The organism is Candidatus Limousia pullorum, assembly GCF_057405065.1.
This window is the reverse complement of sequence record NZ_CM171614.1, coordinates 1,427,274-1,443,126: the sequence shown is the minus strand read 5'-3', so window position 1 is coordinate 1,443,126 and position 15,853 is coordinate 1,427,274. Positions and strand designations below refer to the sequence as shown.

Genomic DNA, 15,853 nt, shown 5'->3' with positions numbered 1-15,853 from the left:
TCGTCTCGCCCGCCTTGAAACGAACTTCATTTTCTAAAGGAAGCTTTGCAAGACGGAAATAAAATATTCAGATGAGAGCGAACCATTCCCAAGACTAAGAAAAACGTCTCGCCCGACCTGTGCAGTCGTTAATTTCCATAGCTAACCCTTGCAGGTCGGATATAAAAATCAAACGGGATGAACTTTGTTTTCCATGTCTGCTACGTCGGAGTTGATGCCAACTTTAGCGTTTCTTCTCTTCTCGAAGAAATCAAGTGATACCTTCGGGAACTGAGCGTAAGAAAGAACATCCTCTTCCTGCTCAAGATACTGTGCAGGGAACTCCTGTCTGAGCTTCTCAAGTTCTGGCTTGAGCAAGTCTGCCGGACGGCAGTTTACAGGCTTCATGTCGCCGATAATCTTCTTTCTGAACTCTGGGTCGATAGGCATTGGAGTTGTACCGTACTTGCCGGCAACAAGGTCCTTAAACTCGTTTGTGCACATCTTGTAACGCTGACCCATGATTACGTTGAATACAGCCTGTGTACCAACAATCTGTGATGTAGGTGTAACAAGCGGAGGATAACCGGAGTCCTTACGAACTCTTGGAACTTCGTTGAGAACCTCTGTAAGCTTGTCTTCCTTGCCTGCGTCCTTAAGCTGCTTCAAAAGGTTTGAAAGCATTCCGCCCGGTACCTGATAGATAAGAGCGTTTGCGTCTGTAGCAAGCATTTTCGGGTCGAGAAGTCCGCTCTTTATGTACTTCTCACGGAGAGTCATAAAGTAATCTCTGATTTCTGTAAGAGCAACAAGGTCAATACCTGTGTCGTACTCTGTACCCTGCAAAGCTGCAACGATTGACTCTGTAGGAGCATGTGATGTTCCGAGAGCAAGTGGGCTGATTGCTGTATCAACAATGTCAGCGCCTGCCTCGATACCCTTCATAAGGCACATTGATGCAAGGCCTGAAGTGTAGTGTGTGTGAAGCTGAACAGGAAGGTCAACAGCTTTCTTGATAGCCTTAACAAGGCTCTCTGTGTTGTATGGTGTCAAGAGAGCAGCCATATCCTTAATGCAGATTGAATCTGCGCCTGCGTCTGCAATTCTCTTAGCGTACTCAACATAGTATTCGTCTGTAAATACAGGGCCTGTTGTGTAGCTTATTGCAACCTGAGCATGAGCGCCCTCTTTCTTTGCAGCCTTGATAGCTGTTTTGAGGTTTTTAATATCGTTGAGAGCGTCGAAAATTCTGATGATGTCGATACCGTTTGCAACTGAACGCTGAACGAAATATTCAAGAACGTCATCAGCATAGTGACGGTAGCCCAGCATATTCTGTCCACGGAAAAGCATCTGAAGCTTTGTGTTAGGGCATTTCTCTCTTATAATACGAAGTCTCTGCCATGGGTCCTCGTTCAAAAATCTAAGACAGCTGTCGAAAGTTGCGCCGCCCCAGCACTCGAGAGAATAGAAACCAACCTTGTCCATTTTCTCAAGTATAGGAAGCATTTCCTCAGTTGTCATTCTTGTAGCAATGAGTGACTGATGAGCGTCACGCAATGCGGTTTCAGTAATCTTTATCTTTTTAGCCATTTTGTATCATCCTTAATATCCAGATTATTTCAAAGTAAGAAGAACCTTTCCTGAGTCAACTGCTTCGCCCTTGTTAACAGTGATAGAAGCAACTGTTCCGTCCTCAGGAGCCATGATTTCGTTTTCCATCTTCATAGCTTCAAGAATTACCAATACGTCGCCCTTCTTAACAGCCTGGCCAACAGATACAGGAACATTAACGATTGTTCCGTTCATAGGAGCTGTAATCTCTGTGCCGCCTGCAACAGGAGCAGGAGCTGCCTTTGGTGCCGGAGCTGCTTTAGGAGCCGGTGCTGCAACAGGAGCAGGAGCTGCACCTGCGCCAAGCTCTTCAACCTGTACGTCGTATGCTGTGCCGTTTACTGTAATTCTCAAATTTTTCATTGTAAAATCCCCTTTTCTAAACCCACGCAGTAAAATAATTTAATGCAGGAATATATTTTATGTCGTTATATGTTTAATCAGATTGTTGAATGTTTCTTTGCAAGTGTTGGAACTCTCTTGCCCTCAAGCATTTCAAGAGCAGCAGCAATCTTGCCTCTGAGCTCGTCCTCAGTGATAACATCCTCAACAAAGCCGTTTTCAGCAGCCTTAAATGCTGAAAGCTCTGCCTGTGCAAACTTCATTGCAGCTTCCTTCTGCTTTGCAGGAACAACGTTCATCTTCTCAGGAGCCATGATAAATGCAGCAGCCTCAGGAGTAACAGGAGAGATAATAGCCTGTGGAAGAGCAAAAGTAACATCTGTGTTTGCGCCGCTTCCAGCCATTGCGATGTACAAAGCGCCTACAGCAGTACCTGTAACAACAGAAATCTTAACAGTTGTTGCCTCAGCATATGCGCTTGTAACCTTAGAAGCAGTCTTGATTGAAGTAAATTCCTCGCTGTTTACAAAAGTGATAACAGGAATTGAGAAAGCGTCGCAGAAACGAACAAACTTTGCAATCTTGTCGCCTGCATGATAGCCAACGCTCTCGCCCTTTGTGCCAACAAAGCCTACAACTCTGCCGTCAACTCTGCCAAGACTTACAATAGCCTGTGAACCGTAGTTTGCATAGAGTTCAAAGAGAGTGTTCTCGTCAGCAACCATCTCAGCAGGGCACTTAGGAGCAGCAGCAGGTGCAGCCTCAAATGCAGCAGCTGAAGAGCTGAGGTTATTTGAAGGGAGATATGTAATAAGCTCTCTTGCCTTTGCAATAGCCTCTGCGTTGTTCTCTGCTGTAAGAGCGGAGATACCCTTCTTTGCGTTATCCTCAGCAGTTCCCTCTGTACCCATTGTGGAGAGAGAAAGTGTAGCCTTTTTATTCATGATGATAAAGTCAGCGTTAGCAGCTGTCAAAGCGCCTGTTCCGAGGCAGTTTCCGAGGATTACGGAAATCTGAGGAACAACACCGGAAAGCTGACCGGAAGCCTTCAAAACATCGCCGTAACCAGCCAAAAGCTCGTTACCCTCTCTGAGCTTGCCGCCGATGCTGTCGTAGAATCCTACAACAGGAGCGCCTGTCTTTAAAGCCAAGTCATATATCTTCTTTACTTTAGCAGCGTGAGCCTTGCTCATTGCGCCGCCGCATACGTCTCTGTTCTGAGCGAAAGCATAAACCGGCATGCCTTCTACCATACCAAAACCTGCAACAACTTCAGCATAGTTCTTGCCGGATTTTGCGAAGCCGTCTATTTCAGAAAAGCTGTTTTCGTCAAAAAACTTCAGCAGGTTCTTATATGCGGATGTATTCATTGCCGCTTCCCTTGCCTTGGTCATTTGTTCAATACTCATTTTAATATTCCTCCATTTAATTCTTTGTCAGAATTCATTCTAACGAGGCAATCTTTGAGTTAGATTACCCCCAAAATATCACAGTTTATATTATATTATAAATTTAGTCAAAGTACAAGAAAAAATTTCTCTTTTTGTTAATTTTTACACGGTTTAAATAATTGACTGAGATTTATCATCACTTTATCGTCAATTTGCTGAAAACCAAGCTGTACAAGCAAGCGGAACAATTCCTTTTTTTCACATTCCATAACGGATATATCCCTGTTCCACGCATAAGAGCCTGCCGCACGGACAAGGCAGTCACCGTCAATTCTGTCCTTTTGGCTCAGTTTTTCTGTATTCGGGCAGTAGTAAAGCTCCATTCCGATTATCTTTAAAAGGCTTCCAACCTGTTCTACACAGATATATCCTATTTCCTGACCCTTTTCCCTTGAAATGAGAGCCTCTGCACAATCTGTCTCTGGACAGCATTTTTCGATTATCTCACTGTCCTTAGATGGTAAAATAGTAAGCATAAAAATTCCCCGCCTTTATTTCTTGACAACATGCCTTGAGGGGTTCGGATTGGCGGTAAGCTTTTTAACCTCTTCTTTGGTAAGCTCACGCCATTTTCCCGGCTGAAGCATACCAAGCTTTACCTGACCAACCGCTGTTCTTTTCAGTCTTGCAACCTCAATTCCCAGCTTCTCGCACATCTTTCTAATCTGACGGTTTCTGCCCTCTCTAAGCACGATTTCCAGAACCGCTCTTCCCTCCTGCTTTTGAATAACTCTAACCTCAGCAGGAGCAGTTTTGTAGCCGTCGATTTCCATTCCCACAGACATTTCCACAATCTGGTCCTCGGTAATTCCCGGGCGCACTGTTACTCTGTAGACTTTATAAATATGTTTCTTAGGATGTGTGATTATGTTTGCAAATTCGCCGTCATTGGTCATCAGAAGCATTCCCTCTGAATCCCTGTCAAGTCTGCCAACAGGATATATTCTTTCCGGAATATCCTTTATAAGCTCCGCAACGCACTTTCTGCCTCTTTCATCGTTCATAGTTGTGATATATCCTCTTGGTTTATGGAGCATAATATATCTGTATTTCGGCTTTGCGGCGGCGGTAAGCTTTTTACCGTTTACAAAAACCTTATCGTTATAGGGGTCAACCTTATCCCCTATTTCCGCAACAACTCCGTTTACCTTTACTTTTCCCTGTGCGATAAGCTCTTCACACTTTCTTCTGGAAGCCACACCGCAGTCAGCCATCATCTTCTGTAATCTGATAATCATTCATTTCCTCCTTCTTGAAGGACTCCGTCCTCCAAACCTCCTGCCAAAGGGACGGTGGTTCCTTTGGCATCCCGGTTTTGCTCACATATGCGTTTTCATTTAGAAAACTGCTTCATTATTCATTTGAGTTATTTTCCGGAAACAGCAAAAAGCTTTCCAATTTATTATTTCCGAGATAAACAACAGCTTTTCCGTAAGGTTCATCCCACATTACGGGCTGATAAATAAATTTAGGTATATAATAACGTACATTTTCTTCTATGTCAAAGTCCTGACCGCCGATTTTTCTCACAAAAGTCAAATTTTTATCGGGAACGAGCTTAATTTTCTCTCCTGTTCCGGCGACAGGCACTTCCACCGAAAGACTTTCCTTTGAAATCTCCACACTTTCCAACAGGGAAAAACCGTAATTGTAAAGGTTAATATGGTCATTCCAGTCAGATGGGGCATTTAATGTTACGGCTATTAAAGTCACTCCGTCTTTTTCGGCGGCAGTCACAAGACATCTTCCGGCGGCTTTGGTAAATCCTGTTTTCCCTCCGATACAGTATTCATACAAGCTCAAAAGCTTGTTATGGTTTGTATAGGAAAGGATTTTACCCTCCGGATAAATAAGCTCCACAGAGCCGTTTTTCATCTTAGCGATTTCCGCAAAGTCCTGATTTTTCATAGCCTCGCCCATAAGCAAAGCCATATCGTAGGCGGTGCTGTAGTGATTTTCGTCGTCCAAGCCGCTGGGAGTTACAAAATGGGTATTGTTCATACCTATTTCTTCCGCTCTTTTGTTCATCATTTCGGCAAATTTTTCAGCACTGCCGCCGATGGTTACAGCCGCCGCATTTGCACCGTCATTTCCGGAAGCCAGCATCATTCCCACTGCCAAATCTGAAAGCCTGAGCTTGTTGCCCTCCTGTAAATACATGGAACTGCCCTCAGCAGCCATATCGAGAGTAAACTCAAGGACTTTATCATCCTTTTCCGCCTCTTCCAGCGTCAAAAGGGTGGTCATAATCTTGGTTGTGCTGGCAATTTTCATTCTATCATTGGCGGATTTTTGAAAAATCACCTCACCGTTGTCCGGACAAAACAGTACCGCCGACTGAGCGGAAAGTTCAGGTTCGGCGGGATTTTCTGCGGCGTCCGCATAGGACGTTTTTATAACCAAGGTCAAAAACATCAACGACAACGCCAAAGCTCCGATTTTTCGCATTATCATAAAATCACCTCACATATTTGTTCACAAATATGCTTTGAAAAATAATTTTATGATAATTTTCAGACATCAAAATTATATTTCAGGGTCGTCAAGCTTTATATCTGCAAAATCTTCCTTTGCAGGCTTGTCCTTTTTAAATATAGCCCCTACCTTGCTCACCATATCGGGAACCATTCCTATTACATTTTCTATGGTTCCGTTATTGTTTTCAACAGTAACCATTCTTACATCGCCCTTACAAACGGTAAGAAATCCGATAGGTGTGATTGAAACGCCTGCGCCGCTTCCTCCGCCGAAGTTATCTCTGTTTTCTCTTTTTGACGGGAAATCTGTTCCGCCTGCGGCAAAGCCGTAGCTTACCTTTGAAATCGGAATAATTGTTGTTCCGTCAGGTGTTGTTATAGGGTCGCCGATAATTGTGTTTACATCCACCATTTCTTTAATTTTCTGCATGGTGGTGTCCATCAGTTTGTTAATTGGATGTTCTTCCATGTTGATTACTCCTTTTTCTTTGAATTATTTTCATCAGACACAGTATTATTTTTTATTTGACTTTCCCGGCTGTTTGCAGGTTTTTTGCCTTTTCTCTCTCCTCTGATAATAGATGGGATAATTCTGTTTTTATAGATTTTCAAAAGCTTCAAACCGTAAACAACCGCTGTTTTTATAATAAAAAACAGTTTTACTCTTCCCTTAAAGTCCACCGATATTTTACTTTCCGATTTATCATCAAAATCGGGATATATGTTTATATCGTAACTTCTGCATTTTGTATTTGAAACAATTATGCCGGCGCAGGGATAAACTCCGGCGCATACCTGTCCGTAACGTATCGCAGTTTTTGCGGCGTCGCCGCAGGCGACAGATATATCTATATAAAATCTTTTTACAATTAAGTGTTCAAAAACATATTTTAATGCGCCTTGGGCAATCTGTGATACATCACGAAGTATATCTATTATACCCGTCAAACCTTCCCCTTTATACAGATTTTTTAAAAAAGAAGATTTCGGTTTTTCCGGCTTTTTCTCCTGAGGCTTTTCTTTCTTTTTTTCCTCAGTTGTTTTTTCCTTAAAATCCTCGGAACTTATTGAAATAAAAAGCCACCTGAGCTTATATTTCATTTTTTTATCGTAGGAAAAACTCACATGTACGGAAGAAATCAGAAAAAGTATCAGCAGCAGCGCAACAGAACCTAAAATCCACAGCCACGCCAATGTACCACCCCAATTCTTTTATTAAGCCTGCGCCTGTTTTGTTATGATAAAGACTTATTTAGCCATATCAAGAAGGCTTTGAGCCTCACCGGCAAGGGCGGAAAGCTCTTCTCCGGTAAGGGGTTCTTCTTTTTCTCCCTCTTTTTCAGGCAGGCTTGGCAAATCATCCAAAGAGGAAAGACCGAAGCATCTCAAAAAGTTTTCAGTCGTTCCGTAAAGCAGAGGTCTGCCGGGAAGTTCAAGTCTTCCTCTTTCTTCAACCAAATCCTTAGCCGCAAGGCTTGACAGAACGCCGCTGCAGTCAACACCTCTCACCTGCTCCACAAAAGCCTTGGTGACAGGCTGATTGTAAGCCACAACCGCCAAAACCTCTAACGCCGCCTGGGATAACGGTGTGTTTCTCTTCAAATCCATAACGGTGCGTATCTGAGGCGCATAAGCTTTTTTAGTAACCATCTGATAGGAGTCGTTGAGCTTTATAATCTCAAGTCCTCTTTTCTCACTGTTATATTCTTCCACAAGCACTTTGATATATTCAAGTGCCTGAGCCTTTTTTATGTCCAAAGCCGACATTATTTTATCTATGGAAACAGAACCGCCGGAAGCAAACAAAATCGCTTCTATGGCGCAAATATTTTCTCTGTCTGTCATACTTTTTCACCACCTGCTTCATTTTCCGGTTCTTCATCTTTAGAGTAGGACAAATCCGCCTCTCTCTGGAGCTGTTCTATATCGCCCAAATCGTCCTTAACAACCACCTGAGCATTTTCTCCGTCGCCCTCTATTCGTATGCGCTTGCCCTTTACAAGCTCCAGCACTGCCAGGAATGTGGCAACAAGCTCTCCCCTTTCGGTACTTGTTTCAAAAAGATTTCCGTAGGTAAGGTTGTGTTCGTTTTTAAGGCGTCTGAGCACATGGACAATCCTTGAACCGACCGAAACAATCCTCTTTGCCACAATTCCGGAAAAAGCCTCTGCCGGCGGCGGAAGACGTCTTTTTCCCCTGCCGCAAGCGCTCTCGTAACCTCTGGCGATATCCTCGGGAGGATGCTTTCTTTTATAGGTGAGGTCGTACTCGACCGGAGAAGCTCCCCTGTAAAAGGTGTCAAAGTTTGCAATAGTTCCCAGCATAGCGGCTGTTTTTCTGCAAAGCTGATACTCTATAAGCTGACCCTCAAGCTCTTTTTTAAGCTCCTGAGCCTCTTCCTCGTGCTTTGGAAGCAGGAAAACCGACTTGATATAGACAAGTCTTGAAGCCATCTCCAAAAACTCGGAAGCTATATCCATGTCCTGCTCCTGCATTTTTGAAATCTGCTCCATATACTGCTCTAAAAGCTCGCTTATTTGAATATCGCAGATATTTATTTTATTTTTGGAAATCAGAGTAAGCAGCAAATCCAGCGGCCCCTCAAATTCAGGCAGCTTGTATTGCAGCACAACCGGTGAATGTTCCAACAATTATCCCTCCGCTGTAAAACTTATTATAAGAAACTAAAAGGCAAACCAGTAAGCCACATAATGCCGTTGTAAATATAGTTTGCAACAAAGTTGATAGGATAAGAAAGCACTCCCACCCACATCAAAGCCAAAACTATAAGGATAAAGTATCTTTCATAAGGAATAAACTTATAAAGTATTCTGTCAGGCAAACATGCATAGAGCACCTTTGAGCCGTCAAGGGGCGGTATTGGAATAAGGTTAAACACCGCCAAAATAACATTGATAAACACATAATTCACTAAGAAACTTAAGATGATATATCCTGCGGTATTTGTATAAATAAATCTTGCACAGAATGTAACATACATGTTTAAAAACAGTCCGCCCACAGTGGCGGCAATCAAATTGGCAAGAGGACCTGCCAAAGCCACAAGAGCCATATCTCTTTTTGGCTTTTTGAAATAGCGTGAATCAATAGGTACAGGCTTTGCCCAGCCGAAACCAAACAACAGCAGACACAAAGCGCCTAACGGGTCTATATGCTCAATAGGATTTAATGTAAGTCTTTTTCTGTATTTGACGGACACATCGCCCAGCTTGTAACCAACAAAGGCGTGAGCCCACTCGTGAAATGGCAGAACCAAAAAGATAATAAGCAGAACCGCCAGAATTGTAGCTATAGCGGATTCAAAAGTGAGTCTGCCGTTAATCAAATCGAAAAGCATAATATACCTCCTGATATACTTGATTTTGTAGTATTTTTGTTTTATACTCTGTATTTGAATACAGAAATACAGTTTAATTATATTACATTTTCCTTTTAATTACAATAGCCATAAAGGTATACATGTAAATAATGCACAAATATTGGTAATATAAAAAAATTATTGAAATAAAAAGTTAAAACCCCTTGCATTTACAGATGAAATCTGTTATTATAGCATAGTTAAAATGTTTATTATGATTCTAAGGAGGTGCAGAAGCATGGCAAAATGTGATTTCTGCGGTAAGGATATTGCTTTCGGTATAAAGGTTTCCCACTCACACAGACGTTCAAACAGAACATGGAAGCCAAATGTAAGAAGAGTTAAGGCTGTAGTTAACGGTACACCTAAGCACGTACACGCTTGCACCCGCTGCTTACGTTCAGGTAAGGTAACAAGAGCTGTTAGCGCTCCTAAGGCAGTTTAATATCAATACGCACACTTAAATCCCCGAGCAGGACTCGGGGATTTTTATTTTTGTGTTTTTTCTACAAATACATATATTAAGGTTTGTACATAATGATATCGCGAACCCTATTGACAGTCATGCGAACTCATGATATAATCTTCTCAACTCAATAAAGGGAGTGATGAATTTGATATTAACAATCCCGGGAACGGCAATATCATATAAAGAAGGTAACGAGAACAATGTATACGGTTTAATCGAACCTGTATTCAAGGCAACCGGAGGTCTTACTCTCGCCCAGGTAAGAGAGATTACGGGACTTGAAACCACCACAATCCAAAATTGGGTAAAGCGTGGCTGGGTTATGAAACCCGAAAACAAGCGTTACAAGGAACGCCATGTTATAAGAATTATTCTTATAAACAGTATAAGAGGTTCAATACAGATTGAAAAAATTATCCGCCTTATGGAATACATAAACGGCGACGTTGAAGACACCTCCGACGACCTTGTTCCGGACAGCACTCTTTTTAACTTGTTTTTCAAAACTGTTTGTCTGTGCCAAAGAGATAACTTAAACAGCGAAGAAGAAATGCTTAGGGCAATCGAAAATGAAACCCAAGGTATTGATTATCTTAATTCCGACGGAAAAGAAAGATTATCAAAAGCTTTGCTTATTATGACTCTGGCATACCAAAGCGCCGTTATAAGACAAAAGGCAGAACGTATTATAAATAATTTATTATGATTTTTAAATCAAAAAGTGAGGAAGTAGAAATGGAAGGATTCAATCCGGTAAACAAAGTAAATTCAAAGGTCAAAAAAATTATCCCCATAGTTGCGGTCATTATTGTAATAGCAATTATTGCATCATTTTCCATAGTAATCGTTCCCGCCGGAAGCACCGGCGTTGTGATGACGCTTGGAAAGGTTTCCGACAATGTAATGCAGGAGGGACTTCATTTTAAAGTTCCTTTCGTTCAGAATGTGGCGATAATAAGCAACAAAATCCAGAAACAGGAAGTTCAGGCAAACGCTGTTTCAAAGGATTTACAGACAGTTGAAAGCGAAATTGCGGTAAACTACCGTGTGGGACTTGACTCCAGCGCAAACATTTATAAGAACATCGGCGAAAGATACGAGGAAATAGTTCTCCTCCCCGCAGTTCAGGAAAGCATGAAGTCAGTAAGCGCAAAATACACAGCCGAAGAGCTTATAACTCTCCGTGCTCAGGTGGGCGAAGAAATCAAATCTTCTCTTGAAGAAAAGGTAAGCGAATACGGTATTGTTATCGAGAAATTCAGCATTGTTAACTTTGATTTCTCAGAGGAATTTAACGAAGCAATCGAAGCAAAGCAGGTTGCCGAACAGAACCTTATAAAAACCAAAACCGAGCAGGAACAGGCTATAGTTATAGCTGAGGCAGAAGCCCAGAAAAAGCTTATTGCCGCTCAGGCTGAGGCTGACGCTATCACCGCAAAGGCTCAGGCACAGGCGGACGCCAACAAGCTTTTGGCAGAATCCCTCAACGACAATGTTGTTGAATATGAAAAAATCCAGAAGTGGGACGGAAAGCTTCCGACTGTTACAGGCTCAGACGCTTTGATAAGCTTTGACCCCAACCAAAACGAAGAAGAATAATCACAATTAAAAACAATTTAGTTTTCGTCAGGCAGTGAAAACTGCCTGATTTTTTATATAATCTTGTGCAAAAAACAAGACTTAAACTCCCTCTTTTCGGCAATTATTTTTTTTGGTGTTGCACTTGACAAAATCCGGAGACATGCTATAATAATTAAAGTTATGTTAATTTTACCTGCATAACTTTCCTTGCGGCGAAAGCCGCCAAAAGTCCAAAAGGAGGTGCAACAAATGGCAGTAAAGGCTAATTACGAGACAGTAATGGTTATTTCAATGAAGCAGGGTGAAGAAGGAATCCAGGCAATCGTTGAGAAGTTTAAGGCTTTGATTGAAAAGCACGCTACACTGCTCAACGTTGACGAGTGGGGCAAGAGAAGACTTGCATACCTCATCAACAAAGAGAGTGAAGGCTATTACGTTTTGATGAACTTTGAGAGCGAAGCAGAGTTCCCGGCAGAGCTTGATCGTGTTTACAAGATCACAGACGGCGTTCTCCGTTCTCTCATCATCAAAAAAGGTGAATAATTAAGGTATTGGAGAACAACTATGCTAAATAGAGTTATTTTGATGGGCAGACTTGTTTCAGACCCTGAACTCAAGACAACATCATCAGGCATCAGCGTTACAAGCTTCAGAATTGCGGTTGACCGCAGTTATGTTAAAGCAGGCACAGAACGCCAGACAGACTTTTTTGATATAGTTTGCTGGAGAAGTACCGCAGAGTTTGTATGCAGATATTTCTTTAAAGGCTCTCTTATCGCCCTTGAAGGTCAGCTTCAGAGCAGAACCTATCAGGCAAAAGACGGCTCTAACAGATATGTTGTTGAAGTTGTGGCTGACAACGTTTCATTCACCGGTGAACGCAGAGAAGGCGGCGGATATTCCCAGGGAGGCTACTCACAAGGCGGCTACTCTCAGGGTGGTTATTCACAGCCATATGACGCAGCTCCTCAGCGTGGTTATTCTGCTCCGGCAGAACCGGCAGCTCCTTCCTACTCAAACGGTTCGGTAGGAGATTTTGAAGAGATGCCCCTCGACGACGACTTACCGTTTTAAGACCTTAACACCTTAAACAAAAACTTAACGATTAAATATATGAAAGGAGACCTTTACCATGGCTGAAAGACCTATGAATCGCAGCAGAAAGCCACGCAAGAAAGTTTGCGGTTTCTGCGTTGACAAGGTAGAAAACATAGATTACAAGGATATCGCAAGACTCCGCCGTTATATGTCAGAGCGTGGCAAGATTTTGCCTCGTCGTGTAACAGGCACATGCGCAGCACACCAGAGAGCTCTCACAGTAGCAATTAAGCGTGCTCGTCACCTTGCTCTTCTTCCTTACACAACAGACTGATAATTGTCTATGTGACTTAAAAATTACACCCTATCCAAAGGATAGGGTGTTTTTTTTTAATTAAATCAAAAGCGGCTCCAAAATATTAGAGCCGCTTTATTATTTTATAAAGTTATTACATCAAAGACTTGTAAAGAGCCTTTATCTCCTCAACTGAGGTGTCACGTGGGTTGCCAGGACGGCAAGCGTCTGCATAAGCTGACTCTGCGAGGAAGTCCAAATCCTCTTCCTTTACGATTTCTTTCAGGTCAGCAGGAATACCAACATCAGCGGAGAGCTTCTTAACTGCGTCGATAGCAGCCTTTCTGTACTCTTCAACGGTCATTTTCTCTGTTCCCTCTACGCCCATAGCTGCGGCAATGTACTTATACTTGTCGCCTGTTGCCTCTGCGTTGTACTCCATAACTGTTGGAAGAATAATAGCGTTGGCAACGCCATGAGGTGTATCATAAACTGCACCAAGAGGATGAGCCATTGAGTGAACTATACCCAAACCAACGTTGGAGAAGCCCATACCTGCTACATACTGACCGAGAGCCATTCCCTCTCTGCCCTCCGGTGTGTTTTCAACTGCACCACGGAGGTTTTTAGAGATTATCTCAATAGCCTTCAAGTGGAACATATCTGTCATATCCCAAGCGGCTTTTGTTATAAAGCCCTCGATTGCGTGGGTCAAAGCGTCCATACCTGTAGCAGCGGTAAGTCCCTTAGGCATTGATGACATCATGTCAGGGTCGATGATTGCAACAACGGGGATATCGTGTGTATCAACACATACAAACTTTCTGTTCTTCTCAACGTCTGTGATAACGTAGTTTATTGTAACCTCAGCAGCTGTACCTGCTGTTGTAGGAATAGCGATTGTAGGAACTGCTTTATTTTTTGTAGGAGCAACGCCTTCAAGGCTTCTTACATCTGCAAACTCAGGATTTTCAACAATAATGCCGATAGCCTTTGCTGTATCCATTGCGCTTCCGCCGCCGATTGCTACAATGTAATCAGCACCGCTGTTTTTGAAAGCTTCAACGCCTGTCTGTACGTTTTCGATTGTAGGGTTAGCCTTTACATTGCTGTATACTTCATAGGCAAGGTTGTCCTTATCGAGAACATCCAAAACCTTCTGTGATACTCCGAATTTAAGCAAATCAGGGTCAGTAACAACAAAAGCCTTTTTAAAGCCTCTTGCCTTTGCCTCTGTTGCAACATTGGCAATAGCGCCTGCTCCATGATAAGATGTTTCATTTAATATAATTCTGTTAACCATATGTATATCCTCCATTTCGTTATGGCTATTATTTACAATATATATTGTGGCACAGCAAATGTTAATTGTCAATATAAATCTTTTAAAAATCACCTATATTTCTATTTATATATTATGAATTTTCACACATATATCCATATTATTCTAAAAAAATCGGGACAACCGCAATGCAGTCATCCCGTGAATATCAAAGTATCATTTTGTCTGTAAATGAATCGTTGGCTGTATCTGAGTAAAGCTTCATAAGCTTTTCAAGGGTCATACCCTTTCTCTCTTCCCCGCTGAGGACCATAACAATTTTACCGCCTGACATTACAATTGTTTTATTTCCTGTTGTGAGAGCGTCGGAAATATTGTGAGTTACCATCATTGTTGTTATGTTATTTTCCTTGACAATGCTGTTTGTCAAATCCATAACCTTTTTAGCGGTAACAGGGTCAAGAGCGGCTGTATGCTCGTCCAGCAAAAGAAGCTTAGGAGTAACTATTGTAGCCATAAGCAGTGTAAGAGCCTGTCTTTGACCTCCTGAGAGCAAACCAACCTTTGTTTTAAGTCTGTCCTCAAGTCCCAGACCCAGTCTGCTGAGTGTATCCTTATAAAACTTCTCGTCGCTTTTTCTAACTCCTATTCCAAAGCCACGGCGTGTGCCTCTGCCGTAGGAAAGAGCCAGATTTTCCTCAATAGTCATGTTGGGAGCAGTTCCCTTTAAAGGGTCTTGGAAAAGTCTGCCCATATACTTTGCCCTTTTGTGGTTTGGCATATTTATAATATCCATACCGTCCAGAGTTATTTTACCGCTGTCGGGAATAAAAGTACCGGCAATAGCGTTGAGCATTGTGGACTTTCCCGCTCCGTTGCTTCCGATGATTGTTACAAAATCGCCTTTTTCCAAATTAAGAGAAACACCGTTGAGGGCAACCTTTTCATTTGCGGTATTGGGATTAAATGTAAGGTAAATATTTTCAAGACTTAACATTCTTTGTCACCCTCCTTGTTTTCTTCTTTGCTATCTTTTCACCGGTAACCTGTACACAGATTGCAATTACAACAATCAAAGCGGACAAAAGCTTGAAGTAAGAAGCCGGCAAACCGAACTGCAAAACGATTGTAATGAAAATTCTGTAAACCACAGCACCTAAAACTGCTGAGATTATGTTGTTCAAAATAGAACGCTTTCCGAAAATAGTTTCACCGATAATGATTGAAGCTATTCCCACAACTACAGTACCTGCGCCGGACTTTGCATCTGCAAAGGTCTGGTCCTGAGCCAGTACAGCTCCGGAAAGAGCCACAATTCCGTTGGCGATTGCAAGTCCCAAAACCTTCATATTGTCGGCATTTATAGAGCTTGCCTTAACCATTTCCTCATTGTCGCCTGTAGCTCTCAAAGCCATACCCACCTGAGTGCGCAGGAACCATACAAGAGCGATAACAGCAATTAAAAGTATTACAAACATAACCGGAATAATTGCAAGCTTTCTTGACACAGCGTCGCCGCCTATAAGGTCAATAGCAGGTGTAAACACTGTAGTCATTCCGTTTATGGAAACTGTAGGCTTGTCGCCCATGATAATCAGGTTGATTGAATAAAGTCCGGTCATTGTAAGTATTCCGGCCAAAAGTGCAGGAACTTTCAGCTTCGTGTGCAAAAGTCCTGTGATAACACCGGTGATTGCTCCGGCAAGAAAAGCCAAAATAAGGGACAAAATCGGGAACAAAACTCCGCCGCCGAAAGGCTGCTGAAGCTGAGTGACCATAACTGATACTGCGGCACCTGTTATAAAGGAACCGTCAACTGTCAAATCAGGTATATCAAGAACTCTAAGGGAAACAAATACGCCCAAAGCCAAAATAGCGTATATAATTCCCTGTTCTATAGAGCCAAGACCCAAGGTTAAATACTGCAAAATAAACACCTCTCAAAA

Annotated in this window: 20 protein-coding genes; 6 read left to right on the top strand and 14 right to left on the bottom strand. The window is 42.3% G+C overall.

What is annotated here, in order from left to right; genetic code table 11:
* Positions 1-168: 168 nt before the first annotated feature.
* The 11 genes from CGICJO_RS06415 to CGICJO_RS06365 all read right to left on the bottom strand — a co-directional run bounded on the left by CGICJO_RS06415 (position 169) and on the right by CGICJO_RS06365 (position 9,221).
* Positions 169-1,572: an oxaloacetate decarboxylase subunit alpha gene (locus CGICJO_RS06415; RefSeq protein WP_486498267.1), complete on the bottom strand. Its 1,404-nt coding sequence runs from the start codon at positions 1,570-1,572 to the stop codon at positions 169-171.
* Positions 1,573-1,596: 24 nt separating this feature from the next.
* Entirely contained in the window at positions 1,597-1,956 is a 360-nt protein-coding gene (locus CGICJO_RS06410) for a biotin/lipoyl-containing protein (RefSeq protein ID WP_486498266.1), read from the bottom strand.
* Positions 1,957-2,033: 77 nt separating this feature from the next.
* Positions 2,034-3,344 carry a carboxyl transferase domain-containing protein gene (locus CGICJO_RS06405; RefSeq protein ID WP_486498265.1) on the bottom strand — a complete coding sequence of 437 codons (1,311 nt, stop codon included), beginning with the start codon at positions 3,342-3,344 and terminating at the stop codon, positions 2,034-2,036.
* A 137-nt stretch (positions 3,345-3,481) separates the two neighbouring features.
* Positions 3,482-3,862, bottom strand: coding sequence for a hypothetical protein (locus tag CGICJO_RS06400; RefSeq protein ID WP_486498264.1), 381 nt, complete (start codon positions 3,860-3,862; stop codon positions 3,482-3,484).
* Between the two features lie 15 nt (positions 3,863-3,877).
* Positions 3,878-4,624: a pseudouridine synthase gene (locus CGICJO_RS06395; RefSeq protein ID WP_486498263.1), complete on the bottom strand. Its 747-nt coding sequence runs from the start codon at positions 4,622-4,624 to the stop codon at positions 3,878-3,880.
* Between the two features lie 115 nt (positions 4,625-4,739).
* Complete coding sequence (locus CGICJO_RS06390) at positions 4,740-5,840, bottom strand: D-alanyl-D-alanine carboxypeptidase family protein (RefSeq protein WP_486498262.1); 1,101 nt, start codon at positions 5,838-5,840, stop codon at positions 4,740-4,742.
* A gap of 72 nt (positions 5,841-5,912) precedes the next feature.
* Positions 5,913-6,332: a GerW family sporulation protein gene (gene ytfJ / locus CGICJO_RS06385; protein WP_087377301.1), complete on the bottom strand. Its 420-nt coding sequence runs from the start codon at positions 6,330-6,332 to the stop codon at positions 5,913-5,915.
* Positions 6,333-6,337: 5 nt separating this feature from the next.
* Positions 6,338-7,057, bottom strand: a complete 720-nt coding sequence (locus tag CGICJO_RS06380; RefSeq protein ID WP_486498261.1) for a DUF2953 domain-containing protein — start codon at positions 7,055-7,057, stop codon at positions 6,338-6,340.
* A 54-nt stretch (positions 7,058-7,111) separates the two neighbouring features.
* Positions 7,112-7,708, bottom strand: coding sequence for an SMC-Scp complex subunit ScpB (gene scpB, locus CGICJO_RS06375; RefSeq protein ID WP_087377297.1), 597 nt, complete (start codon positions 7,706-7,708; stop codon positions 7,112-7,114).
* Positions 7,705-8,514 (bottom strand): segregation and condensation protein A, encoded by an 810-nt coding sequence (locus CGICJO_RS06370; protein ID WP_486498260.1) that lies wholly within the window; start codon positions 8,512-8,514, stop codon positions 7,705-7,707. Before CGICJO_RS06370 ends, scpB begins: the two co-directional genes overlap by 4 nt.
* Before the next feature lie 23 nt (positions 8,515-8,537).
* On the bottom strand, positions 8,538-9,221 hold the full coding sequence (locus tag CGICJO_RS06365) for a site-2 protease family protein (protein WP_486498259.1): 684 nt from the start codon (positions 9,219-9,221) through the stop codon (positions 8,538-8,540).
* Between the two features lie 259 nt (positions 9,222-9,480).
* Here CGICJO_RS06365 and rpmB point away from each other — a divergent pair, with 259 nt between their 5' ends.
* The 6 genes from rpmB (at position 9,481) to rpsR (ending at position 12,664) form a co-directional block, all read left to right on the top strand.
* Positions 9,481-9,687, top strand: a complete 207-nt coding sequence (gene rpmB / locus CGICJO_RS06360; protein WP_087377293.1) for a 50S ribosomal protein L28 — start codon at positions 9,481-9,483, stop codon at positions 9,685-9,687.
* A gap of 169 nt (positions 9,688-9,856) precedes the next feature.
* Complete coding sequence (locus CGICJO_RS06355; protein WP_486498258.1) at positions 9,857-10,417, top strand: DUF1836 domain-containing protein; 561 nt, start codon at positions 9,857-9,859, stop codon at positions 10,415-10,417.
* 29 nt (positions 10,418-10,446) lie between these two features.
* Positions 10,447-11,310, top strand: a complete 864-nt coding sequence (locus CGICJO_RS06350) for a prohibitin family protein (RefSeq protein ID WP_158096231.1) — start codon at positions 10,447-10,449, stop codon at positions 11,308-11,310.
* A gap of 231 nt (positions 11,311-11,541) precedes the next feature.
* Positions 11,542-11,835 carry a 30S ribosomal protein S6 gene (gene rpsF / locus CGICJO_RS06345; RefSeq protein ID WP_087377288.1) on the top strand — a complete coding sequence of 98 codons (294 nt, stop codon included), beginning with the start codon at positions 11,542-11,544 and terminating at the stop codon, positions 11,833-11,835.
* Positions 11,836-11,856: 21 nt separating this feature from the next.
* Positions 11,857-12,366 carry a single-stranded DNA-binding protein gene (locus CGICJO_RS06340; protein WP_486498257.1) on the top strand — a complete coding sequence of 170 codons (510 nt, stop codon included), beginning with the start codon at positions 11,857-11,859 and terminating at the stop codon, positions 12,364-12,366.
* Between the two features lie 58 nt (positions 12,367-12,424).
* Entirely contained in the window at positions 12,425-12,664 is a 240-nt protein-coding gene (gene rpsR / locus CGICJO_RS06335) for a 30S ribosomal protein S18 (RefSeq protein WP_087377284.1), read from the top strand.
* Between the two features lie 115 nt (positions 12,665-12,779).
* On the opposite strand, the gene fucO is transcribed toward rpsR, so the two are convergent.
* From fucO to CGICJO_RS06320, 3 genes are all read right to left on the bottom strand, one after another.
* Complete coding sequence (gene fucO / locus CGICJO_RS06330) at positions 12,780-13,928, bottom strand: lactaldehyde reductase (protein WP_087377278.1); 1,149 nt, start codon at positions 13,926-13,928, stop codon at positions 12,780-12,782.
* Positions 13,929-14,115: 187 nt separating this feature from the next.
* Complete coding sequence (locus tag CGICJO_RS06325; protein WP_486498256.1) at positions 14,116-14,904, bottom strand: ABC transporter ATP-binding protein; 789 nt, start codon at positions 14,902-14,904, stop codon at positions 14,116-14,118.
* A complete protein-coding gene (locus CGICJO_RS06320) occupies positions 14,891-15,835 on the bottom strand; it encodes an ABC transporter permease (protein ID WP_087377274.1) in 945 nt (314 codons plus the stop codon). The genes CGICJO_RS06325 and CGICJO_RS06320 overlap by 14 nt, the downstream gene beginning before the upstream one ends.
* Positions 15,836-15,853: the final 18 nt, after the last annotated feature.